This is a genomic window from Enterobacter sp. YSU, assembly GCF_016082135.1.
Lineage (GTDB): Bacteria > Pseudomonadota > Gammaproteobacteria > Enterobacterales > Enterobacteriaceae > Enterobacter > Enterobacter hormaechei_C.
In genome coordinates this window covers 1,397,038-1,417,332 of the sequence record NZ_CP059487.1, presented here as the reverse complement: position 1 = coordinate 1,417,332, position 20,295 = coordinate 1,397,038, and the positions used below count along the sequence as shown (strand labels likewise).

Genomic DNA, 20,295 nt, shown 5'->3' with positions numbered 1-20,295 from the left:
AGCGCCCGTAGCTCAGCTGGATAGAGCGCTGCCCTCCGGAGGCAGAGGTCTCAGGTTCGAATCCTGTCGGGCGCGCCATTTTAGTCCCGGCGCTAGAGCTGCGGTGGTCTGAGAAGTAGTCAGAACCGCGTGAAAGAATACAGTGGTGGCTATAGCTCAGTTGGTAGAGCCCTGGATTGTGATTCCAGTTGTCGTGGGTTCGAATCCCATTAGCCACCCCATTATTGAAAGAGTTGTGAATTGCGAAGGTGGCGGAATTGGTAGACGCGCTAGCTTCAGGTGTTAGTGTTCTTACGGACGTGGGGGTTCAAGTCCCCCCCCTCGCACCACGACTTTTAATGAGTTGAACTAAAAATTCAAAAAAGCAGTACATCGGCGAGTAGCGCAGCTTGGTAGCGCAACTGGTTTGGGACCAGTGGGTCGGAGGTTCGAATCCTCTCTCGCCGACCAATTTTGAACCCCGCTTCGGCGGGGTTTTTTGTTTTCTGCGTTTTTTATCCTGTAGCCTTTCCCCGACAACACTCTATATCCTTGTCGCGATTCAGCGACATATAACCCGTTAATATTAAAGAATTTATTATTTTACCTCTTAACCTGTCTCCTGGTGACGACATATCGCCGCCTTCAGCGCGATGGTGTATGGCTTCAGGCGGTTCTTAACAGCATAATTTCCTTTTATCTTAAAATGTTGCGCGATGTAAAAGTTCTGCGTGTAAACCTGGCACATTACATGCAATAATATGCGTGTAGATGCTCATTCCATCTCTTATGTTCGCCTTAAGGCCTCATAAACTCAGGAATGACGCAGAGCCGTTTACGGTGCTTATCGTCCACTGACAGATGTCGCTTCGGCCTCATCAGACACCATGGACACAACGTTGAGTGAAGCACCAAATATGTTGTCTTACAGACCTGTTTTAACGCCTGCTTTTATAGCAGGCGTTTTTTTATGGGCGTAAAAAAGGAGGCCATCTGGCCTCCTGTTAATTACTGCTGCGTTCCGTTATTTTGCAACGTCAATAACAGCCCATCACGGCGCATAGCTGCGGCCTCTTCCGGCTTATGCTGCTTGTCCAGCGAATTAGCAAGCCAGGCGTAATCAAATGCGTCCGGACGTTGCTTCAGCGCGGCGCGGAAGGCGAGGCTCGCCTCCTGCCACTCGCCGTGTTTCATCAGAGACTGGCCCAGCGTACTCCACAGCAGCGGACGATCGCCCACGGTTTTGATCTGCTGGCGCAGTGCTTTTTCAATTTGTTCCGGATTGTTGGTTTTCAGACGCGGGATGACCATCACCAGGCGGTCATCATACTGTCGCTTGAGACCGTCGAGGAGGATCTCCTGCGCGGTGTCATGGTCGTCACACTCAATCAGATGTTCTGCCATCGCCACCTGAAGAGGAACCTGCTGGCGCGTTTTACGGCTCTGGTTTTTCCACCAGGTTTTCAGGCCGTCGCTGCCGAGATCGGCGCGCGCCTGATCCATCAGGCCAATCCAGGCCAGACGCTGAAGTTCATCACGATGTTCATCATCGCCCACGTCGGCTTTCGCCATGGAAGGGATAATGTCCAGCAGCGAGCCCCAGGCACCGGTCCGAATATATGCCTGCTCAGCCAGACGCAGCACTTCCGGGTGACGAGGGGTAATTTCCAGCAGACGGTCAACGCCGTGACGAGCGGCATGGTTTTCATTGCGCGCCAGTTGCAGACGAACGCGGGTGATCTCAACCGGAATCGGATCTTTAGTAGAGAGCTCAGACGCGCGTTCAAGATGCTGATTGGCGCGGGCCTCATCGCCTCGCTGTTGCGCCGCCTCAGCGGCCAGCAGATAGTTAACAACCGGCTGTTCTGCATGGTCGGCATTTTTCGACATCAGCTTCTCAACCTGCTGATAGTCGCCTTCGGCCAGCTTCAGCAACGCTTGCTCGGTCTGCTTGCGGGCGCGACGGCGCTTACGGCCAACGAACCAGCCGCGCGTATGTACGCCGGTACGGAAAATACGACGCAGGAGCCACTCCACTGCCAGCAGAACGACCACACCCAGGATCAGAATAATTACCAGCCCTGTTACGCTGGTTTCGATATTGTAGTTATCGGTCTGGATCAATACATAACCCTGGTGACCCGCGAGCATCGGCCCCAGTACAATCCCGGCGATCAGCAGGATGAAGAGTAAGAAGACTTTTAGCATCATTACTCTCCTTGCGGCGCGCTTTCAGGCGCTGGCGCGGCGGCAGGTGCTTCAGCCGGACGCTCTGCCGGAACGCCCGGCTGGGCCAGCAGGTTACGCACGCGCGTCTGCATGAGCTTCTCCAGAATCGGCTGGCTTTCCAGCTTGTCCGGCACGTTCATGGTGATGTTTTGCTGGCTCAGCTTGTCGATATCCTCAAGGAACGCGGTCGTGGTTGCGTCATTGGTATCGTAGTAAGCACGTACCCAGGTTGAAACGTTATCCAGCGCCTGTTTGTAGGTCTCTTCCTGGTGACGCGGTACGGCCTGGGCAGCCACCAGCAGGCGGGAACGAATGTTTTCGCGCAGATAGACGTCCTGGTTCGGCGCCAGCAGCGGCACGGCAGTTTCATCGCGGCGGCGAATGGTAATAAAGCTGTCCATAAAGTTCTGCCAGCTCTTTTGCAGGTTGATACGCCATTCGCTCAGGGAGCTGGACAGCTCGGTGCCGTCAGAATCCATCGGGGAGTCATCGTCGTTGTTATCGGCCAGCTGAAGGTTATCAATCTGGTTGGAGAGCTGATTTACCTTAAGGATGATACCATCGTAATCGACCTGAGAAACCGCGGACAGGCTGGCGATATCTTCCGTAATAGCGCGGCGAGCGTTGATGAGGCTCGGATCGTTCATGTCCGCCAGGCTTGCGTCGGCGCTTTTCAGCAGCGCGGCGGCGGTGGTGACATCCTGATCGCTCCAGAGCTTGCGCCCGGCCAGTTTCACCAGAAAATCGGCCTGTGAAAGTAGCCAGGTTTTGGCATCGGTTCCCGAAATTGTGGCGACTTTTTCCTGCACTTCGCTCAGCTGTTTGGTCAACTCTTCACGTTTGCTGTTCGCGTCGGCGAGGGCGGCAGCCTGCTGTTTGATCACGCCTTCCAGCTCAGCTTTTTGCGTCTCCTGCGCTTTCTGTAGGGCAGTGATTTGGTTAACCAGCGCGTCGCTGGTGGCCGTCTGGTTGGTGCCTTGTTTCTTCACCAGTCCGTAAAGTCCCACGCCTGCGGCCAGCGCAATCGCGATGGCAATCACGCTCAGCGTGAGGCTGGTTTTGTTGCTGCCGTTTTTCTTCTCAACGGTTGTGTCTGTCGTCTCTGGCTGTGACGTGGTGTCCACAGTCTCCCTGGTCTCTTCAACCACGGCGGAGGATTTTTCGTGTTCCGTCATTATGGCTTCCCATTTGAGAGTTATTGTAATGCGCGCAGCAGCGCATCGTTGTCGGCGTTTTCAGCGATCCGAATATCCTGCCAGCCCAGTTCCCGGGCGTGGTTCGCCAGACGCTCACTGACGACCAGAAGCCGACAGCGGAGTAACCAGTTTTCGCGATACCAAAGCGGAATCAGCGACCAAAGCTGTTGTAACATTTCACCGCTGGTGACCACCAGCGTATTAATACCGCGGGCGTGCCAGCGCATTGCTTCTTCCGCGCCATCATAGTGTTTCGCACAGCGCTGATAGCACTCCACAAACGTCACGTCTGCGCCGCGTTCGCGCAGCGTTTCGCCCAGCAGTTCGCGGCCACCGTTGCCGCGCAAAATGAGCGCGCGCTTTCCGGCAATGGTTTGTAATTCAGGTAATTGTAGCAAGACTTCGCTGATTTCCCGATCTAACGGGTAACGAACATCGATTCCGCTCGCGGTATGTAAGGCCAGCGCCGTGGTGCGCCCGATGGCGAAATAGCGGGGGGCGTGAGGCCAGCTAACGGCATGCTGTTGCAGCTGCGCATGGGCAAACTCCACGGCATGCTGCGACAGCGCAAAGAGCAGATCGCCTTCCTGCAAGAGACGCATCTGGTCAGCGAGCGCAGGCAGCTCGCGACCGGGGGAGAATTCAATCAGCGGAAAACTCCAGGCCACCTGCCCCAGTGCGCGCAGACGGCTCACTAACTGCTCTCCTGCGGGAGAAGGGCGGGTGACAAGTATGCTCATGCAGGGGGCTCTCCGTTATAGACCTCAGCCAGAATTTCACGCGCGCCGTTATTCAGCAGCTCTTCCGCCAGCGATACGCCAAGCGCCTCGGCATCTTGCGGCTTGCCGCGACGTTCACCGCGAACCATCTGTGAGCCGTCCGGCGCGCCAACCAGCGCACGCAACCACAGCTCACCGTCAGTTAATTCAGCATAGCTGCCAATTGGCACCTGACAGCCTCCTTCGAGGCGAGTATTCATCGCGCGCTCGGCTTTTACGCGAACGGCGGTATCGTCATGATTCAGCGGCGCGAGCAGTGCCTGAGTGCGCGCATCAACCAGACGACACTCAATGCCGACGGCACCCTGGCCGACGGCGGGCAGCGACAGCTCCGGCGGCAACGCGACGCGAATGCGTTCTTCCAGCCCCAGGCGTTTCAGGCCCGCAACCGCAAGAATAATGGCATCGTAGTCGCCGTTATCCAGCTTGCCAAGGCGTGTGCCGACGTTCCCGCGCAGCGAACGGATCACCAGATCCGGGCGACGTTCAGCCAGCTGACACTGGCGGCGTAAACTTGACGTGCCGACCACGCTGCCTGCCGGCAACGCATCGAGCGAGTCATAGCGATTAGAGACAAACGCATCGCGCGGATCCTCGCGCTCGCAGATGGTCACCAGCCCCAGCCCTTCCGGGAACTCAACGGGCACATCCTTCATCGAATGCACGGCGATATCGGCGCGGTTCTCAAGCAATGCCAGCTCCAGCTCTTTGACAAACAGACCTTTTCCGCCCACTTTGGCCAGCGGCGTATCCAGAATGACATCGCCACGCGTGACCATTGGCACCAGCTCAACGCGTAATCCGGTGTGGCAGGCTTCAAGGCGCTGCTTAACATAATGTGCCTGCCAGAGTGCAAGAGGACTTTGGCGTGTGGCAATTCTCAAAACATTGTCTAACATGCTTGTTACCGTCATTATCAATCGCTAACCATCCTAACATTGTTGACACTCGGATGGCAGTTTTACGGTTGATGAAGAGTGAGAGGGACAGGGCGGCGTACTCGTCAGCCATCGCCGTATTCAGGAATTTACACGTCAAGAACGGTGCTACACTTGTATGTAGCGCATCTTTCTTTACGGTCAACCGGCAAGGTGTTAAATTGATCACGTTTTAGACCATTTTTTCGTCTGTACCACCAGAAAAGCAAAAGGCGAAAAAAGGGTAACGGTTATTTTTTGAAATACTGCGGGTCCGCTGCTTTTTGTGTTCTGACTGGCGTGCGACACCCGGAAACATCAGGCGATACGTCTTGTACCTCTATATTGAGACTCTGAAACAGAGACTGGATGCCATCAATCAATTGCGTGTGGATCGCGCGCTTGCTGCCATGGGCCCTGCTTTCCAGCAGGTATACAGTCTACTGCCAACATTGTTGCACTATCACCATCCGCTGATGCCGGGTTACCTTGATGGTAACGTTCCCCAGGGCATTTGCCTCTTCACGCCTGATGAAACCCAACAGCATTACCTGACTGAACTTGAACTCTACCGTGGTATGCCGCCGCAGGATTCGCCGAAAGGCGAGCTGCCGATTACCGGGGTTTACTCCATGGGCAGCACGTCATCGGTTGGGCAAAGTTGCTCTTCTGACCTGGATATCTGGGTCTGCCATCAGTCCTGGCTCGACAATGAAGAGCGCCAGCTGTTGCAGCGTAAATGCAGCCTGCTGGAGAGCTGGGCGGCGTCGCTCGGCGTGGAAGTGAGCTTCTTCCTGATTGATGAAAACCGTTTCCGCCATAACGAAAGCGGCAGTCTGGGTGGTGAAGACTGCGGCTCGACTCAGCACATCCTGTTGCTGGATGAGTTTTACCGTACTGCCGTTCGCCTGGCCGGGAAACGTATTCTGTGGAATATGGTGCCGTGCGATGAAGAAGAGAATTATGACGACTACGTCATGTCGCTTTACTCGCAGGGCGTTCTGACGCCAAACGAGTGGCTGGATCTGGGCGGCCTGAGCTCCCTGTCCGCCGAAGAGTACTTTGGCGCAAGCCTCTGGCAGCTTTATAAGAGCATTGATTCACCGTACAAAGCGGTGCTGAAAACCCTGCTGCTGGAAGCCTACTCCTGGGAATACCCCACGCCGCGCCTGCTGGCGAAAGATATTAAACAGCGTCTGCACGACGGGGAGATCGTCTCCTACGGGCTTGATGCCTACTGCATGATGCTGGAACGCGTCACCGAATACCTGACAGCCATTGAGGACGCCACGCGTCTTGACCTGGTGCGTCGATGTTTCTATCTCAAAGTCTGTGAAAAACTGAGCCGCGAACGCGCCTGCGTGGGCTGGCGTCGTGAAGTCGTCAGCCAGTTAGTCAAAGAGTGGGGATGGGACGAAGAGCGTCTCGCCATGCTCGACAACCGCGCCAACTGGAAGATCGATCAGGTGCGTGAGGCGCACAACGAACTGCTTGATGCGATGATGCAGAGCTACCGCAACCTGATCCGCTTTGCCCGCCGTAACAACCTTAGTGTTTCTGCCAGCCCACAGGATATCGGGGTGCTGACCCGCAAACTGTACGCCGCGTTTGAAGCGTTGCCGGGCAAGGTAACGCTGGTTAACCCACAGATTTCGCCTGACCTGTCTGAACCGAATCTGACCTTTATCTACGTACCGCCGGGCCGCGCGAACCGCACCGGGTGGTATCTGTACAACCGTGCGCCAAGCATGGATTCGATCATCAGCCATCAGCCGCTGGAGTATAACCGCTACCTGAACAAGCTGGTGGCCTGGGCCTGGTTTAACGGCCTTCTCACCTCACGCACCCGGTTGTTTATCAAAGGCAACGAGGTGGTCGATTTAGCCAAGTTGCAGGAGATGGTGGCGGATGTCTCGCACCACTTCCCGCTGCGTCTGCCTGCGCCGACGCCAAAAGCGCTCTACAGCCCGTGTGAGATTCGCCATCTGGCGATCATCGTCAACCTGGAATACGACCCGACGGCGGCCTTCCGCAATCAGGTCGTTCACTTTGACTTCCGCAAGCTGGACGTCTTTAGCTTTGGCGAGCAGCAAAACTGCCTGGTGGGCAGCGTGGATCTGCTGTACCGCAACTCGTGGAACGAAGTGCGTACCCTGCACTTTAACGGCGAGCAGGCGATGATCGAGGCGCTGAAAACGATCCTCGGCAAGATGCACCAGGACGCCGCGCCGCCGGACAGCGTGGAGGTGTTCTGCTACAGCCAGCACCTGCGCGGCCTGATTCGTACCCGCGTTCAGCAACTGGTGTCTGAGTGCATCGAACTGCGTCTCTCCAGCACCCGACAGGAAACCGGGCGCTTTAAAGCGCTGCGCGTCTCCGGCCAGACCTGGGGGCTGTTCTTTGAGCGCCTGAACGTGTCGGTGCAGAAGCTGGAGAACGCCATTGAATTCTACGGCGCGATTTCACACAACAAACTGCATGGCCTGTCGGTTCAGGTGGAAACCAATCACGTTAAGCTGCCGCAGGTGGTGGATGGCTTTGCGAGTGAAGGGATTATTCAGTTCTTCTTCGAAGAGTCGGGCGATAACGCCGGGTTTAACATCTACATTCTGGATGAAACCAACCGTGCCGAGGTGTATCACCACTGTGAAGGCAGCAAAGAGGAGCTGGTGCGCGACGTCAGCCGCTTCTATTCGTCCTCGCACGATCGCTTTACCTACGGCTCAAGCTTTATCAACTTCAACCTGCCGCAGTTCTACCAGATTGTGAATGTGGATGGGCGAGCGCAGGTGATCCCGTTCCGTACGCAGGCGATTACCCCTGCGGCGCCCGCTAACCAGGAAACTGCGCCGCTGTTGCAGCAGTACTTTTCCTGAGGCTTTTCGCCGGGTGGCGCTATCGCTTACCCGGCCTACGGTTTGAGCCGTTGTAGGCCCGGTAAGGCGTAGCCGCCACCGGGCAACGCAACTACCTGAAACTCACGTCCTCGCCCGCCTGCGCCGTCGCCGCCTGCTCCAGCAGATCCCAGAACGTTTCGCCGCTGCGATCGCAGACCCACTCGTCACCTTTCAGATCAAAGTGATAGCCGCCCTGTTTCGCCGCCAGCCACACCTGGTGAAGCGGCTCCTGACGGTTAATAATAATCTTGCTGCCGTTTTCGAAGCTTAAGGTCAGGATCCCGCCGTTGATTTCACAATCGATATCGCTGTCGCCGTCCCAGTCGTCGATACGCTCTTCGATGGTCATCCACAGGGTATCGGCAAGGCGATGAAATTCACTGTCGTTCATGGTTTTATTCCTGTTTTTCGTGATGGCGGCAGTATAACGCTAAATAATTCCCGTTGCAGGAAAGCGGCAAACTCTTGCTTTTGTGTCTTCTCCTGCGATGATAGAAACAGATTTGAACTTACGGGCAACCTCTACATGAAAAACGTCTTCCGAACGCTTGTCGTTCTTGTCACTCTGTTTAGCCTGACCGGCTGTGGACTGAAGGGACCACTGTACTTCCCGCCAGAGGATAAAAACGCACCACCGCCGACAAAACCGGTGCAAAGTGGTATCGAGTCATCTACGCCGGATACCAACGATCGCGGCAATAACGGCGGCCCGACTCAGGTCAATCTCTGACAATTACGTTCTGTACCCGCGCAATGGAGCAAATGATGCAGTTCTCTAAAATGCATGGCCTTGGCAACGACTTTATGGTCGTCGACGCGGTAACGCAGAATGTCTTTTTCTCCCCGGAATTGATCCGTCGCCTGGCGGATCGACACATGGGCGTGGGGTTTGACCAGCTGCTGGTGGTGGAGCCGCCTTACGATCCTGACCTGGACTTTCACTACCGCATTTTTAACGCCGACGGCAGCGAAGTTTCCCAGTGCGGCAACGGCGCGCGCTGTTTTGCCCGCTTTGTTCGGCTGAAAGGGCTGACCAACAAGCGCGATATCCGCGTCAGCACCGCCAACGGCCGGATGGTGCTCAGCGTCACCGACGACGAACTGGTGCGCGTGAACATGGGCGAGCCGAACTTCGACCCCTCTGCCGTGCCGTTTCGCGCCAACAAAGCGGAAAAGACCTATATTATGCGTGCCGCCGAGCAGACAGTATTGTGCGGCGTCGTCTCAATGGGTAACCCGCACTGCGTGATTCAGGTGGATGATGTGCAAACCGCGGCGGTTGAAACGCTCGGCCCGGTGCTGGAAAGCCATGAGCGCTTCCCGGAGCGGGCGAACATCGGTTTCATGCAGGTGGTGAAGCGTGAACACATTCGCCTGCGGGTTTACGAGCGCGGCGCGGGCGAAACCCAGGCCTGCGGAAGCGGTGCCTGTGCGGCGGTGGCCGTCGGTATCTCACAGGGGTTACTGGCAGAAGAGGTTCGCGTGGAATTACCGGGCGGACGTCTTGATATCGCCTGGAAAGGAGCGGGTCATCCACTGTACATGACTGGCCCGGCGACACATGTTTATGACGGGTTTATCCATCTATGAAGCAACCAGGGGAAGAACTGCGGGAACCTGTATCAGAGCTGGACGACAGCGCTGTTGTGGATTACCTGCTGCACAATCCTGAGTTTTTTATCCGCAATGCACGCGTCGTCGAACGGATGCGCGTGCCGCATCCGGTTCGCGAGACCGTGTCGCTGGTTGAATGGCACATGGCGCGCTCGCGCAACCACATCAATCAGCTCGAAGAGAACATGACGCTGCTGATGGAGCAGGCCAGCAATAACGAAAGCCTGTTCTACCGTCTACTGCACCTTCAGGCGCGTCTGGCTTCCGCGCACAGTCTAGAAGAGTTCCTCAACCGCTTCCACCGCTGGGCGCGCGAGCTGGGGCTGGCAGGCGCGACGATCCGTCTCTTCCCTGACCGCTGGCGCATTGGCGCGCCGTCCGGGTTTACCCATCTGGCGCTGAGCCGTCAGGCGTTTGAGCCGCTGCGCATTCAGCGTCTGGGCCATGAGCACCACTATCTGGGGCCGCTTAACGGGCCAGAACTGCTGGTGGTGCTGCCGGAAGCCAAAGCTATCGGCTCGGTGGCGATGTCGCTGATGGGGCGCGATGGTGACCTGGGCGTGATGTTATTTACCAGCCGCGACGCGCATCATTATGAACAGGGGCAGGGCACGCAACTGTTGCAGGAGATCGCCCTGATGCTGCCTGAGCTGCTGGAGCGCTGGATTGAGCGCGTATGACGGACGGATTGCTCGCCACTGACGTCAACCGCTTTCTGCGCTATCTGGGCGTAGAACGCCAGCTCAGCCCTGTTACGCTGCTCAACTATAAGCGTCAGCTTGATGCCATCATGCAGCTTGCCGATGAAATTGGCCTGAAAAGCTGGCAACAATGTGACGCCGCCACGGTACGCGGATTCGTCGTGCGTAGCCGTAAAAAAAATCTCAGCCCGGCGAGCCTGGCGCTCCGGCTCTCTGCCCTGCGCAGTTTCTTCGACTGGCTGGTCAGTCAGGGCGGTCTGAAAGCCAACCCGGCAAAAGGGATCGCCACGCCGAAAGCCCCGCGTCATCTGCCGAAAAATATCGACGTCGACGACGTAAACCGCCTGCTGGATATCGATCTTAACGATCCGCTGGCCGTGCGCGACCGCGCGATGCTGGAGGTGATGTACGGCGCGGGCCTGCGTCTCTCTGAGCTGGTGAACCTCGACTTAAAGCACCTCGATCTGGAATCCGGCGAGGTGTGGGTGATGGGCAAGGGCAGCAAAGAGCGCCGCCTGCCGATCGGCCGCAACGCGGTCTCCTGGATTGAGCACTGGCTGGACCTTCGCGGGCTGTTTGGCGCCGACGAAGATGCGCTGTTCCTGTCGAAACTCGGCAAGCGGATCTCGGCGCGTAACGTGCAGAAGCGCTTTGCGGAGTGGGGCATTAAGCAGGGGCTGAACAGCCACGTTCACCCCCACAAGCTGCGCCACTCCTTTGCGACGCACATGCTGGAATCAAGCGGCGACCTGCGCGGCGTACAGGAGCTGCTTGGTCACGCGAATCTGTCGACCACCCAAATCTATACCCACTTAGACTTCCAACACCTTGCCTCGGTGTATGACGCGGCGCATCCACGCGCCAAACGGGGGAAATAATGCGTTTTTACCGCCCACTCGGTCAGATCTCAGCCCTGACGTTTGATCTTGATGACACCCTTTACGACAATCGTCCGGTGATCCTGCGTACCGAGCAGGAGTCGCTGGCGTTTGTGCAGGACTACCATCCTGCGCTGAAAGCGATGCAGAACAAAGACTTCCAGCAGCTGCGTCAGTCCCTGCGGGAAACCGAACCGGAGATTTACCACGACGTGACCGAATGGCGCCGCCGTGCGGTTGAGCAGGCGATGCTCAACGCCGGCCTGAGCGCGCAGGATGCGGCCACGGGGGCCGAAGCGGCCATGGAAAACTTCGCCAAATGGCGCAGTCGGATCGACGTGCCGCAGGAGACCCACGACACGCTGGCGAAGCTCGCCGAAAAGTGGCCGCTGGTGGCCATCACCAACGGCAACGCTCAGCCTGAACTGTTTGGTCTGGGGAACTATTTTCAGTTCGTGCTGCGCGCGGGCCCGCACGGACGCTCGAAGCCGTTCAACGATATGTATCATCTGGCAGCGGAAAAACTGGATTTGCCGCTCGGTGAGATCCTGCACGTGGGCGACGACCTGACCACGGACGTCGCCGGGGCGATCCGCTGCGGCATGCAGGCCTGCTGGATCAAGCCGGAAAATGCCGATCTGATGACTACCCCGGATAGCCGTCTTCTGCCGCACGTGGAAATTTCACGGTTGGCATCCCTCACGACGCTGATATAATCATCAATTGTTCTGTATAAATTAACAGGGTTTTGGCGAATGGAAACATTTGCCTGCCCGACATGACGTGACGGTGCCAATGGACGTTTCTTACCTGCTCGACAGCCTTAATGATAAACAGCGTGACGCGGTTGCCGCCTCGCGTACAAACCTGCTGGTACTGGCTGGAGCGGGCAGTGGTAAGACGCGCGTGCTGGTTCACCGTATCGCCTGGCTACAGAGCGTGGAGAACTGCTCGCCGTACTCGATTATGGCCGTGACGTTCACCAACAAGGCTGCGGCGGAGATGCGCCACCGTATCGCGCAGCTGATGGGCACCAGCCAGGGCGGCATGTGGGTTGGCACCTTCCACGGCCTGGCGCACCGTCTGCTGCGCGCGCACCATATGGACGCTAACCTGCCGCAGGATTTCCAGATCCTCGACAGCGAAGATCAGCTACGCTTGCTGAAACGCCTGATCAAGGCGATGAACCTCGATGAGAAGCAGTGGCCGCCGCGTCAGGCGATGTGGTACATCAACGGTCAGAAAGACGAAGGGCTGCGTCCGCATCATATCCAGAGCTTCGGTAACCCGGTCGAGCAGACCTGGCAGAACGTCTACAAGGCCTATCAGGAAGCGTGCGATCGCGCCGGTCTGGTGGATTTCGCCGAGCTGCTGCTGCGCGCCCACGAGCTGTGGCTGAACAAACCGCATATCCTGCAACACTACCGTGAACGCTTTACCAACATCCTGGTGGACGAATTCCAGGATACCAACAACATCCAGTACGCCTGGATCCGCCTGCTGGCCGGGGATACCGGCAAGGTGATGATCGTAGGCGATGACGATCAGTCTATCTACGGCTGGCGCGGCGCGCAGGTGGAGAACATCCAGCGCTTCCTCAACGATTTCCCCGGCGCGCAAACCATCCGTCTGGAGCAGAACTACCGTTCTACCAGCAACATTCTGAGCGCGGCCAACGCCCTGATTGAGAACAACAACGGGCGCCTGGGTAAAAAGCTGTGGACCGATGGCGTCGACGGCGAACCGATTTCGATTTACTGCGCCTTCAACGAGCTCGACGAAGCCCGCTTCGTGGTGAACCGCATTAAAACCTGGCAGGAGAACGGCGGCGCGCTGGAGCAGTGTGCCATTCTCTATCGCAGCAACGCCCAGTCGCGCGTGCTGGAAGAGGCGCTGTTGCAGGTGAGCATGCCGTACCGCATTTATGGCGGTATGCGCTTCTTCGAACGTCAGGAGATCAAAGATGCGCTCTCGTATTTGCGTCTGATTGCCAACCGTAACGACGATGCGGCGTTTGAGCGCGTGGTGAACACGCCGACGCGCGGCATCGGCGATCGTACGCTGGACGTGGTGCGTCAGGCCTCGCGCGATCGTCAGCTCACGTTGTGGCAGGCGTGCCGCGAGCTGTTACAGGAAAAAGCCCTTGCCGGGCGCGCCGCCAGCGCATTGCAGCGCTTCCTGGAGTTAATCGACGCGCTGGCGCAGGAAACGGCCGACATGCCGCTGCACGTCCAGACCGACCGGGTGATCAAAGATTCCGGCTTGCGCACCATGTACGAGCAGGAAAAAGGCGAGAAGGGCCAGACCCGTATTGAGAACTTAGAGGAACTGGTGACGGCAACGCGCCAGTTCAGCTACAACGAAGAAGACGAAGACCTGATGCCGTTGCAGGCATTCCTCTCTCACGCCGCGCTGGAGGCGGGTGAAGGGCAGGCCGATACCTGGCAGGATGCGGTTCAGCTGATGACCCTGCACTCCGCAAAAGGTCTGGAGTTCCCGCAGGTGTTCATCGTCGGGATGGAAGAGGGGATGTTCCCGAGCCAGATGTCGCTGGATGAAGGCGGGCGTCTGGAAGAGGAGCGTCGTCTGGCCTACGTGGGCGTGACCCGTGCGATGCAGAAACTGACCCTGACCTACGCGGAAACCCGCCGCCTGTACGGGAAAGAGGTGTATCACCGTCCGTCGCGCTTTATCGGCGAACTGCCGGAAGAGTGTGTGGAAGAGGTGCGCCTGCGCGCCAGCATCAGCCGTCCGGTCAGCCATCAGCGTATGGGCTCGCCGATCTCTGAAACCGACACCGGTTACAAGCTGGGCCAGCGCGTGCGCCACTCGAAGTTTGGCGAAGGCACCATCGTCAACCTGGAAGGCAGCGGCGAGCACAGCCGTTTGCAGGTAGCGTTCCAGGGGCAGGGGATCAAATGGCTGGTGGCAGCCTATGCCAAGCTGGAAAGTGTGTAACTTTCAGAAAAATATCACTATTTTGTAATAATCTGCTAGCCTTATACGTTGAAGGTCAATTAATGCCCTTCAGCGTTCCGTTGCGTGTTGACGCCACAGTTATTGCTGGCGTAACATGCGCGCACGATTACGCTAAGAGGACATTCGCCTTGGACACACCCAGTAGATACTGGCTCAATTCCCTGTCATCCAGGAACAACTCCTAAGGCTATCTCCTCTTGCTGATGGCCTTAGTGGTTGTCAGCGACTGCATCATTCCCGTCGCGCTGAGTCAGGCTGTTTAATGGTCTGAAACCCAATTTGTTTCTGTGTGCCCACCGAACTGTCCGATATTTTTTGCATTGGGAGTCCCGGTCATGTTGAGCGCATTTCAACTCGAAAATAACCGACTGACTCGGCTTGAAGCCGAAGAGTCACAGCCCCTCATTGATGCCGTATGGGTGGATCTGGTCGAGCCGGACGACGATGAGCGCCTTCGCGTACAATCTGAACTGGGGCAAAGCCTGGCGACACGCCCGGAACTGGAAGACATCGAAGCATCCGCCCGTTTTTTTGAAGACGAAGACGGCCTGCACATTCACTCCTTCTTCTTTTTCGAAGATGCCGAAGACCACGCGGGGAACTCCACCGTGGCGTTTACCATCCGCGATGGCCGCCTGTTCACCCTGCGCGAGCGCGAACTGCCTGCGTTTCGTCTCTACCGTATGCGTGCCCGCAGCCAGGCGATGATGGACGGCAACGCTTATGAGCTGCTGCTGGATCTGTTCGAAACCAAAATCGAACAGCTGGCGGATGAAATCGAAAACATCTACAGCGACCTGGAAAAGCTGAGCCGCGTGATCATGGAAGGCCATCAGGGCGATGAGTACGACGAAGCGTTGTCCACGCTGGCTGAGCTGGAAGATATCGGCTGGAAGGTGCGTTTGTGTCTGATGGATACCCAGCGCGCGCTGAACTTCCTGGTGCGCAAGGCGCGTCTGCCGGGCGGTCAGCTGGAGCAGGCGCGTGAGATCTTACGCGATATCGAATCCCTGCTGCCGCACAACGAATCCCTGTTCCAGAAGGTCAACTTCCTGATGCAGGCGGCGATGGGCTTTATCAACATCGAGCAGAACCGCATCATCAAGATCTTCTCGGTGGTGTCCGTGGTGTTCCTGCCGCCGACGCTGGTGGCGTCCAGCTACGGGATGAACTTCGAGTTTATGCCGGAGCTGAAGTGGAGCTTTGGCTACCCGGGGGCGATTATCTTTATGATCCTCGCCGGGCTGGCGCCGTATCTGTACTTCAAGCGGAAGAACTGGCTGTAAAAATCTGGCGGGTGGCGCTGCGCTTACCCGCCCTACGATCGAATTCCCTCTCCCTGTGGGAGAGGGTTCCCCACAAAATAATGCCTGCACAGACGGCCCCCTCTCCCTTGAGGGAGAGGGCTGGGGTGAGGGGGAACATACGGCTCTGGTGGTCATTCCGTTCACTTTATGTTCCTTGCTACTCTGTCACGGCATAACCGGTGAACGTGCCAGGGTGGCTCAGTCGCCACCACCCTGGCGACCCGGGCTTCCGGCGGAAAATCGCCGCTTCGCGGTACCTTCGGCTTATTCCTTCCGGCTTATCGGGGACGGGCGGAGGTAACATCCCTGTAAAGCCCTCAGTTATTCTGAGGCAATGTTATCGCTTTTGCTTTCAAATTACTGGGGAACCCTCTCCCCTGTGGGAGAGGGTTAGGGTGAGGGCAACATCACAACCCTTTGCGCACCCTGCGCTGGGTATAAATCGCATCCGCAACAAAGATGGCCAGCGCCACCCAGATAAAGGCGAACGTCACCATCTTATCCGCACCCGGCACCTCGCCGTAAAACACCACCGCCAGCAGGAACATCAGCGTCGGGCCAATGTACTGGAAGAAGCCCAGCGTGGAGAGGCGCAGACGCGTTGCCGCGCCGGTGAAGCACAGCAGGGGGATCGTCGTGACCACGCCCGCGGCCATCAGCATCAGGTTCAGCGACCATGGATTGCTGCCCATGTGGCTGGTGGCGCTGTCGGCAATACCGAACAGGTAGATCGCGGCGACAGGCAGCAGCCACAGGGTTTCAAACAGCATTCCCGTCTGCGCTTCCACGGCAATTTTTTTACGCACCAGGCCGTAGAAGGCAAAGCTGAACGCCAGCCCCAGGGCGATAACCGGCAGTGAGCCGAAGGTCCACAGCTGTACCAGCACGCCGCAGAAGGCCAGAATCACCGCCACCCACTGCATCCGGCGAAAGCGCTCACCAAGGAAAATCATCCCCAGCAAAATATTGACCAGCGGGTTAATAAAGTAGCCCAGGCTGGCTTCGAGCATGTGATGGTTATTCACCGCCCAGATAAACAGCAGCCAGTTTCCGCCAATCAGCACCGCAGAGAGAGCGAGCAGGAAGACCTTCTTCGGGGTTTTCAGCAGCGTTTTGACGCCTGACCACTGACGGCTGATACTCATCAGCGCAATCATGAAGAAAAAGGACCAGATGACGCGGTGAGTGAGGATCTCGTCCGCCGGGACATAGGCGATAAGTTTGAAGTACGCCGGTGCGATACCCCAAATAAAATAAGCGGCAAGGGCGAGTAAAACGCCCTGCCGCGTCTGTTTAGCATCCATCGGGAAAATCCGTTACAAAAAAGTGAAGTAATTTTACCCGAATTTGCCGTCTCAACCCACCATATAAGTGGCGGTTGCGCTGGCGATATAAACCTGCTCCTCGTTATGCAGCTCAACGCGGGCGACGGCAACTTTATTCCCGGCGCGCAGCAGGCTGCTGGTGCAGGTGAAGCGGTTTCCGCGTCCCGGACGCAGGTAGTCGACGCGTAAATCGATGGTGCCCATGCGCGACAGGCGCTGGCGTAACTCATCTTCGTTGATGGTGTCATGGCGCGTCAGCGTGCTACCCACGCACACCAGACCGGCCGCCACGTCCAGCGCGGAGGCAATGACCCCGCCGTGCAAAATGCTTTGCGCCCAGTTACCGACCATCATTGGCTGATTATTGAAACTCAGCTGAGCGAAGTCTTTTTCGTATCGCTCCAGCTCAAGACCCAGTGCACGGTTGAACGGCATGTGGTACACAAAAATCTCGCCCACGAGCTTTAAGGTTTCTTCGGCGGTGAGTGTGGCTGACATCTGACGTGGCATCCTTGTTGTTAACAAAATGTTGATTTTATGCTTCAGGATAAAGGAATGCCACTTTAAGAAACGAGGAAGCGGAAGTTATCGCAGAAGTCTGTAGAATGCCCGGACAAAACTATTCATTAAATGTCACCATTTCAGGAGAACACCACCGATGCGGACGTATCTGGGTTGGTTACTGGCGGCGGTTGCGCTGCCCCTCACAGCATATGCGCAGGAAGCGACGATCAAAGAGGTGCATGATAAACCTGCCGTTAAGGGCAGCATCATCGCCAATATGCTTCAGGAGCATGACAATCCGTTCACGCTGTACCCTTATGATACAAACTACGTGATCTACACCCAGACCAGCGATCTCAACAAAGAGGCGATAAGCTCCTATAACTGGTCTGATAATGCGCGTAAAGATGAGGTGAAGTTCCAGCTCAGCCTCGCCTTCCCGTTCTGGCGCGGCATCCTGGGGCCGAACTCGGTGCTTGGCGCGTCTTACACGCAGAAGTCATGGTGGCAGCTCTCCAACAGCGGGGAATCTTCACCGTTCCGCGAAACCAACTATGAACCGCAGCTGTTCCTCGGTTTCGCCACCGATTATGAGTTTGCAGGCTGGACGCTGCGAGACGTGGAGGTGGGCTATAACCACGATTCCAACGGTCGTTCCGACCCAACCTCACGCAGCTGGAACCGCATCTATACGCGTCTGATGGCGCAGAACGGCAATTTCATGGTGGAAGTGAAGCCGTGGTACGTGGTGGGCAGCACCGATGACAACCCGGATATCACCAAATATATGGGCTACTATCAGCTTAAAGTGGGCTATCAGCTGGGTGACGCGGTGCTGAGCGCCAAAGGCCAGTACAACTGGAATACCGGCTACGGCGGTGCAGAGCTGGGCCTGAGCTACCCGGTAACGAAACACGTTCGTCTTTATACTCAGGTGTATAGCGGGTATGGCGAATCGCTGATCGACTACAATTTCAATCAGACCCGCGTCGGTGTGGGCGTGATGCTGAACGATATTTTCTAAGCTGCTCGAATGTTTTTGCGTTAAACGTTGAAGTTTCTCTCTCAGGCGCTGAAAATAGCGCCTGTTTCATTTCTGGCATATGGGGTTAACGTGGCGCAGGCGGAAGTATTGAATCAGGAATCGCTGGCTAAACAGGTTTTGCAGGAAACCTTTGGCTACCAGCAGTTCCGCCCTGGCCAGGAAACCATCATTGAAACCGTGCTGGAAGGCCGCGATTGCCTGGTGGTCATGCCGACCGGCGGCGGAAAATCGCTCTGCTATCAGGTGCCCGCGCTGGCGCTTAATGGCCTGACGGTCGTGGTATCGCCCCTTATTTCCCTGATGAAAGACCAGGTCGACCAACTGCTTGCCAACGGCGTGGCGGCGGCCTGCCTGAACTCGACGCAGACCCGCGAGCAACAGCAAGAGGTAATGACCGGGTGCCGCACCGGGCAGATCCGCCTGCTGTATATCGCGCCAGAACGCCTGATGCTGGACAACTTCCTCGATCATCTGGCGCACTGGAATCCGGTGCTGCTGGCGGTGGATGAAGCGCACTGTATCTCCCAGTGGGGGCACGATTTCCGCCCGGAATACGCCGCTCTTGGCCAGCTTCGTCAGCGCTTCCCCGAGCTGCCGTTTATGGCGCTTACCGCCACGGCGGACGACACCACGCGTCAGGACATCGTTCGCCTGCTGGGGCTAAACGACCCGTATATTCAGGTCAGCAGCTTCGACCGCCCGAACATCCGCTATATGCTGATGGAGAAGTTCAAGCCGCTGGATCAGCTCTTACGCTACGTGCAGGAGCAGCGCGGTAAGTCCGGCATCATCTACTGCAACAGCCGTGCGAAGGTGGAAGACACCGCCGCCCGTCTGCAAAACCGTGGCTTTAGCGCCGCGGCCTATCACGCCGGGCTGGAGAACCATATCCGCGCCGACGTGCAGGAGAAATTCCAGCGCGACGACCTGCAAATCGTGGTCGCAACGGTGGCGTTCGGGATGGGGATCAACAAGCCCAACGTGCGCTTTGTGGTGCATTTCGACATTCCGCGCAATATCGAATCCTACTATCAGGAAACCGGCCGCGCCGGGCGTGACGGCCTGCCTGCGGAAGCGATGCTGTTTTACGATCCGGCGGATATGGCGTGGCTGCGCCGCTGTCTCGAGGAGAAACCGCAGGGGCAGTTGCAGGATATCGAACGCCACAAGCTTAACGCGATGGGTGCCTTCGCCGAAGCGCAAACCTGCCGCCGTCTGGTGCTGCTCAACTACTTTGGTGAAGGGCGTCAGGCACCGTGCGGCAACTGCGATATCTGCCTCGACCCGCCGAAGCAGTACGATGGCCTGATGGACGCGCGCAAAGCGCTCTCGACTATCGGACGCGTGAACCAGCGCTTCGGGATGGGCTACGTCGTTGAAGTGCTGCGCGGGGCTAACAACCAGCGTATCCGCGATATGGGTCACGACAAACTGCCGGTTTATGGCATCGGGAAAGACCAGAGCCACGAGCACTGGGTGAGTATCATCCGCCAGCTGATCCATCTCGGCTTTGCCACGCAGAACATTGCCCAGCACTCTGCGCTTCAGCTGACCGAAGCGGCGCGACCGGTCCTGCGTGGTGAGGTTGAACTGAAGCTCGCCGTTCCGCGCGTTGTCGCCCTGAAGCCGCGCGTGATGCAGAAATCCTACGGCGGCAACTACGATCGCAAGCTGTTCGCCAAGCTGCGTAAGCTGCGTAAAGCCATTGCGGATGAAGAGAACATCCCGCCATACGTGGTGTTCAACGACGCGACGCTTATCGAGATGGCCGAGCAAATGCCGCTCAGCGCCAGCGAGATGCTCAGCGTCAACGGCGTTGGCACGCGTAAGCTGGAGCGCTTCGGGAAAGAGTTTATGGCGCTCATCCGTTCCCACGCTGATGGTGATGATGAGGAGTAGTCAGCCGGGCGAAAAAGTGCCAGGATGGTGACTCACTGTATTATTT

The 20,295-nt window shown here is 57.2% G+C and carries 18 protein-coding genes and 4 tRNA genes; 15 read left to right on the top strand and 7 right to left on the bottom strand.

Annotation, left to right across the window (positions count from 1 at the left end; translation table 11 throughout):
* Position 1: 1 nt before the first annotated feature.
* From H2Z33_RS06875 to H2Z33_RS06860, 4 genes are all read left to right on the top strand, one after another.
* A tRNA-Arg gene (locus H2Z33_RS06875) sits at positions 2–78 on the top strand.
* A gap of 67 nt (positions 79–145) precedes the next feature.
* A tRNA-His gene (locus tag H2Z33_RS06870) sits at positions 146–221 on the top strand.
* A 21-nt stretch (positions 222–242) separates the two neighbouring features.
* Positions 243–329: transfer RNA gene (locus H2Z33_RS06865), tRNA-Leu, on the top strand.
* Between the two features lie 44 nt (positions 330–373).
* Positions 374–450 (top strand) — tRNA-Pro (locus tag H2Z33_RS06860).
* Between the two features lie 537 nt (positions 451–987).
* Here the strand turns inward: H2Z33_RS06860 and hemY are convergent.
* Genes hemY through hemC form a run of 4 tightly spaced genes read right to left on the bottom strand, consistent with a single transcriptional unit; the run spans position 988 to position 5,082 of the window.
* Positions 988–2,187, bottom strand: a complete 1,200-nt coding sequence (gene hemY, locus H2Z33_RS06855) for a protoheme IX biogenesis protein HemY (RefSeq protein WP_063135304.1) — start codon at positions 2,185–2,187, stop codon at positions 988–990.
* A gap of 2 nt (positions 2,188–2,189) precedes the next feature.
* On the bottom strand, positions 2,190–3,383 hold the full coding sequence (gene hemX, locus H2Z33_RS06850) for a uroporphyrinogen-III C-methyltransferase (protein WP_015570012.1): 1,194 nt from the start codon (positions 3,381–3,383) through the stop codon (positions 2,190–2,192).
* A gap of 20 nt (positions 3,384–3,403) precedes the next feature.
* The gene (gene hemD, locus H2Z33_RS06845; protein ID WP_033486955.1) at positions 3,404–4,144 is read right to left on the bottom strand and encodes a uroporphyrinogen-III synthase; all 741 of its coding nucleotides are present in this window, start codon (positions 4,142–4,144) and stop codon (positions 3,404–3,406) included.
* Positions 4,141–5,082 carry a hydroxymethylbilane synthase gene (hemC, locus tag H2Z33_RS06840; protein WP_017383592.1) on the bottom strand — a complete coding sequence of 314 codons (942 nt, stop codon included), beginning with the start codon at positions 5,080–5,082 and terminating at the stop codon, positions 4,141–4,143. The genes hemD and hemC overlap by 4 nt, the downstream gene beginning before the upstream one ends.
* Before the next feature lie 350 nt (positions 5,083–5,432).
* On the opposite strand from hemC, the gene cyaA reads away from it, so the two are divergent.
* Entirely contained in the window at positions 5,433–7,976 is a 2,544-nt protein-coding gene (gene cyaA, locus H2Z33_RS06835; RefSeq protein ID WP_017383591.1) for a class I adenylate cyclase, read from the top strand.
* A 91-nt stretch (positions 7,977–8,067) separates the two neighbouring features.
* On the opposite strand, the gene cyaY is transcribed toward cyaA, so the two are convergent.
* A complete protein-coding gene (cyaY, locus tag H2Z33_RS06830; RefSeq protein ID WP_003860816.1) occupies positions 8,068–8,388 on the bottom strand; it encodes an iron donor protein CyaY in 321 nt (106 codons plus the stop codon).
* 135 nt (positions 8,389–8,523) lie between these two features.
* Between cyaY and lptM the strand changes: the two genes are divergently transcribed.
* From lptM to corA, 8 genes are all read left to right on the top strand, one after another.
* Positions 8,524–8,727 (top strand): LPS translocon maturation chaperone LptM, encoded by a 204-nt coding sequence (lptM, locus tag H2Z33_RS06825; RefSeq protein ID WP_003860815.1) that lies wholly within the window; start codon positions 8,524–8,526, stop codon positions 8,725–8,727.
* Positions 8,728–8,762: 35 nt separating this feature from the next.
* The gene (dapF, locus tag H2Z33_RS06820; protein ID WP_023295730.1) at positions 8,763–9,587 is read left to right on the top strand and encodes a diaminopimelate epimerase; all 825 of its coding nucleotides are present in this window, start codon (positions 8,763–8,765) and stop codon (positions 9,585–9,587) included.
* Positions 9,584–10,291, top strand: a complete 708-nt coding sequence (locus H2Z33_RS06815; RefSeq protein ID WP_015570007.1) for a DUF484 domain-containing protein — start codon at positions 9,584–9,586, stop codon at positions 10,289–10,291. The genes dapF and H2Z33_RS06815 overlap by 4 nt, the downstream gene beginning before the upstream one ends.
* Positions 10,288–11,190 carry a tyrosine recombinase XerC gene (gene xerC / locus H2Z33_RS06810; protein WP_063135303.1) on the top strand — a complete coding sequence of 301 codons (903 nt, stop codon included), beginning with the start codon at positions 10,288–10,290 and terminating at the stop codon, positions 11,188–11,190. The genes H2Z33_RS06815 and xerC overlap by 4 nt, the downstream gene beginning before the upstream one ends.
* Complete coding sequence (gene yigB / locus H2Z33_RS06805; RefSeq protein WP_063135302.1) at positions 11,190–11,906, top strand: 5-amino-6-(5-phospho-D-ribitylamino)uracil phosphatase YigB; 717 nt, start codon at positions 11,190–11,192, stop codon at positions 11,904–11,906. The genes xerC and yigB overlap by 1 nt, the downstream gene beginning before the upstream one ends.
* 79 nt (positions 11,907–11,985) lie before the next feature.
* Positions 11,986–14,148, top strand: coding sequence for a DNA helicase II (gene uvrD / locus H2Z33_RS06800; protein WP_017383586.1), 2,163 nt, complete (start codon positions 11,986–11,988; stop codon positions 14,146–14,148).
* A gap of 149 nt (positions 14,149–14,297) precedes the next feature.
* The gene (gene ysgD, locus H2Z33_RS23380) at positions 14,298–14,354 is read left to right on the top strand and encodes a YsgD/CorL family protein (RefSeq protein ID WP_212743980.1); all 57 of its coding nucleotides are present in this window, start codon (positions 14,298–14,300) and stop codon (positions 14,352–14,354) included.
* 150 nt (positions 14,355–14,504) lie between these two features.
* Positions 14,505–15,455 (top strand): magnesium/cobalt transporter CorA, encoded by a 951-nt coding sequence (corA, locus tag H2Z33_RS06795; protein WP_003860807.1) that lies wholly within the window; start codon positions 14,505–14,507, stop codon positions 15,453–15,455.
* 428 nt (positions 15,456–15,883) lie between these two features.
* Here the strand turns inward: corA and rarD are convergent, their stop codons facing one another.
* Positions 15,884–16,780, bottom strand: a complete 897-nt coding sequence (rarD, locus tag H2Z33_RS06790; protein ID WP_017694744.1) for an EamA family transporter RarD — start codon at positions 16,778–16,780, stop codon at positions 15,884–15,886.
* A gap of 51 nt (positions 16,781–16,831) precedes the next feature.
* Entirely contained in the window at positions 16,832–17,299 is a 468-nt protein-coding gene (yigI, locus tag H2Z33_RS06785) for an acyl-CoA thioesterase YigI (protein WP_006812366.1), read from the bottom strand.
* A 160-nt stretch (positions 17,300–17,459) separates the two neighbouring features.
* Between yigI and pldA the strand changes: the two genes are divergently transcribed.
* Positions 17,460–18,329, top strand: a complete 870-nt coding sequence (pldA, locus tag H2Z33_RS06780; protein ID WP_003860803.1) for a phospholipase A — start codon at positions 17,460–17,462, stop codon at positions 18,327–18,329.
* A 90-nt stretch (positions 18,330–18,419) separates the two neighbouring features.
* Positions 18,420–20,249 (top strand): ATP-dependent DNA helicase RecQ, encoded by a 1,830-nt coding sequence (gene recQ, locus H2Z33_RS06775; protein WP_063134716.1) that lies wholly within the window; start codon positions 18,420–18,422, stop codon positions 20,247–20,249.
* The last annotated feature ends 46 nt before the right edge of the window (positions 20,250–20,295 follow it).

Coding starts and splice junctions, on each gene's coding strand:
- hemY (WP_063135304.1), bottom strand. CDS start 2,187: ATGCTAAAAGTCTTCTTACTCTTCATCCTGCTGATCGCCGGGATTGTA.
- hemX (WP_015570012.1), bottom strand. CDS start 3,383: ATGACGGAACACGAAAAATCCTCCGCCGTGGTTGAAGAGACCAGGGAG.
- hemD (WP_033486955.1), bottom strand. CDS start 4,144: ATGAGCATACTTGTCACCCGCCCTTCTCCCGCAGGAGAGCAGTTAGTG.
- hemC (WP_017383592.1), bottom strand. CDS start 5,082: ATGTTAGACAATGTTTTGAGAATTGCCACACGCCAAAGTCCTCTTGCA.
- cyaY (WP_003860816.1), bottom strand. CDS start 8,388: ATGAACGACAGTGAATTTCATCGCCTTGCCGATACCCTGTGGATGACC.
- lptM (WP_003860815.1), top strand. CDS start 8,524: ATGAAAAACGTCTTCCGAACGCTTGTCGTTCTTGTCACTCTGTTTAGC.
- dapF (WP_023295730.1), top strand. CDS start 8,763: ATGCAGTTCTCTAAAATGCATGGCCTTGGCAACGACTTTATGGTCGTC.
- H2Z33_RS06815 (WP_015570007.1), top strand. CDS start 9,584: ATGAAGCAACCAGGGGAAGAACTGCGGGAACCTGTATCAGAGCTGGAC.
- xerC (WP_063135303.1), top strand. CDS start 10,288: ATGACGGACGGATTGCTCGCCACTGACGTCAACCGCTTTCTGCGCTAT.
- yigB (WP_063135302.1), top strand. CDS start 11,190: ATGCGTTTTTACCGCCCACTCGGTCAGATCTCAGCCCTGACGTTTGAT.
- uvrD (WP_017383586.1), top strand. CDS start 11,986: ATGGACGTTTCTTACCTGCTCGACAGCCTTAATGATAAACAGCGTGAC.
- corA (WP_003860807.1), top strand. CDS start 14,505: ATGTTGAGCGCATTTCAACTCGAAAATAACCGACTGACTCGGCTTGAA.
- rarD (WP_017694744.1), bottom strand. CDS start 16,780: ATGGATGCTAAACAGACGCGGCAGGGCGTTTTACTCGCCCTTGCCGCT.
- yigI (WP_006812366.1), bottom strand. CDS start 17,299: ATGTCAGCCACACTCACCGCCGAAGAAACCTTAAAGCTCGTGGGCGAG.
- pldA (WP_003860803.1), top strand. CDS start 17,460: ATGCGGACGTATCTGGGTTGGTTACTGGCGGCGGTTGCGCTGCCCCTC.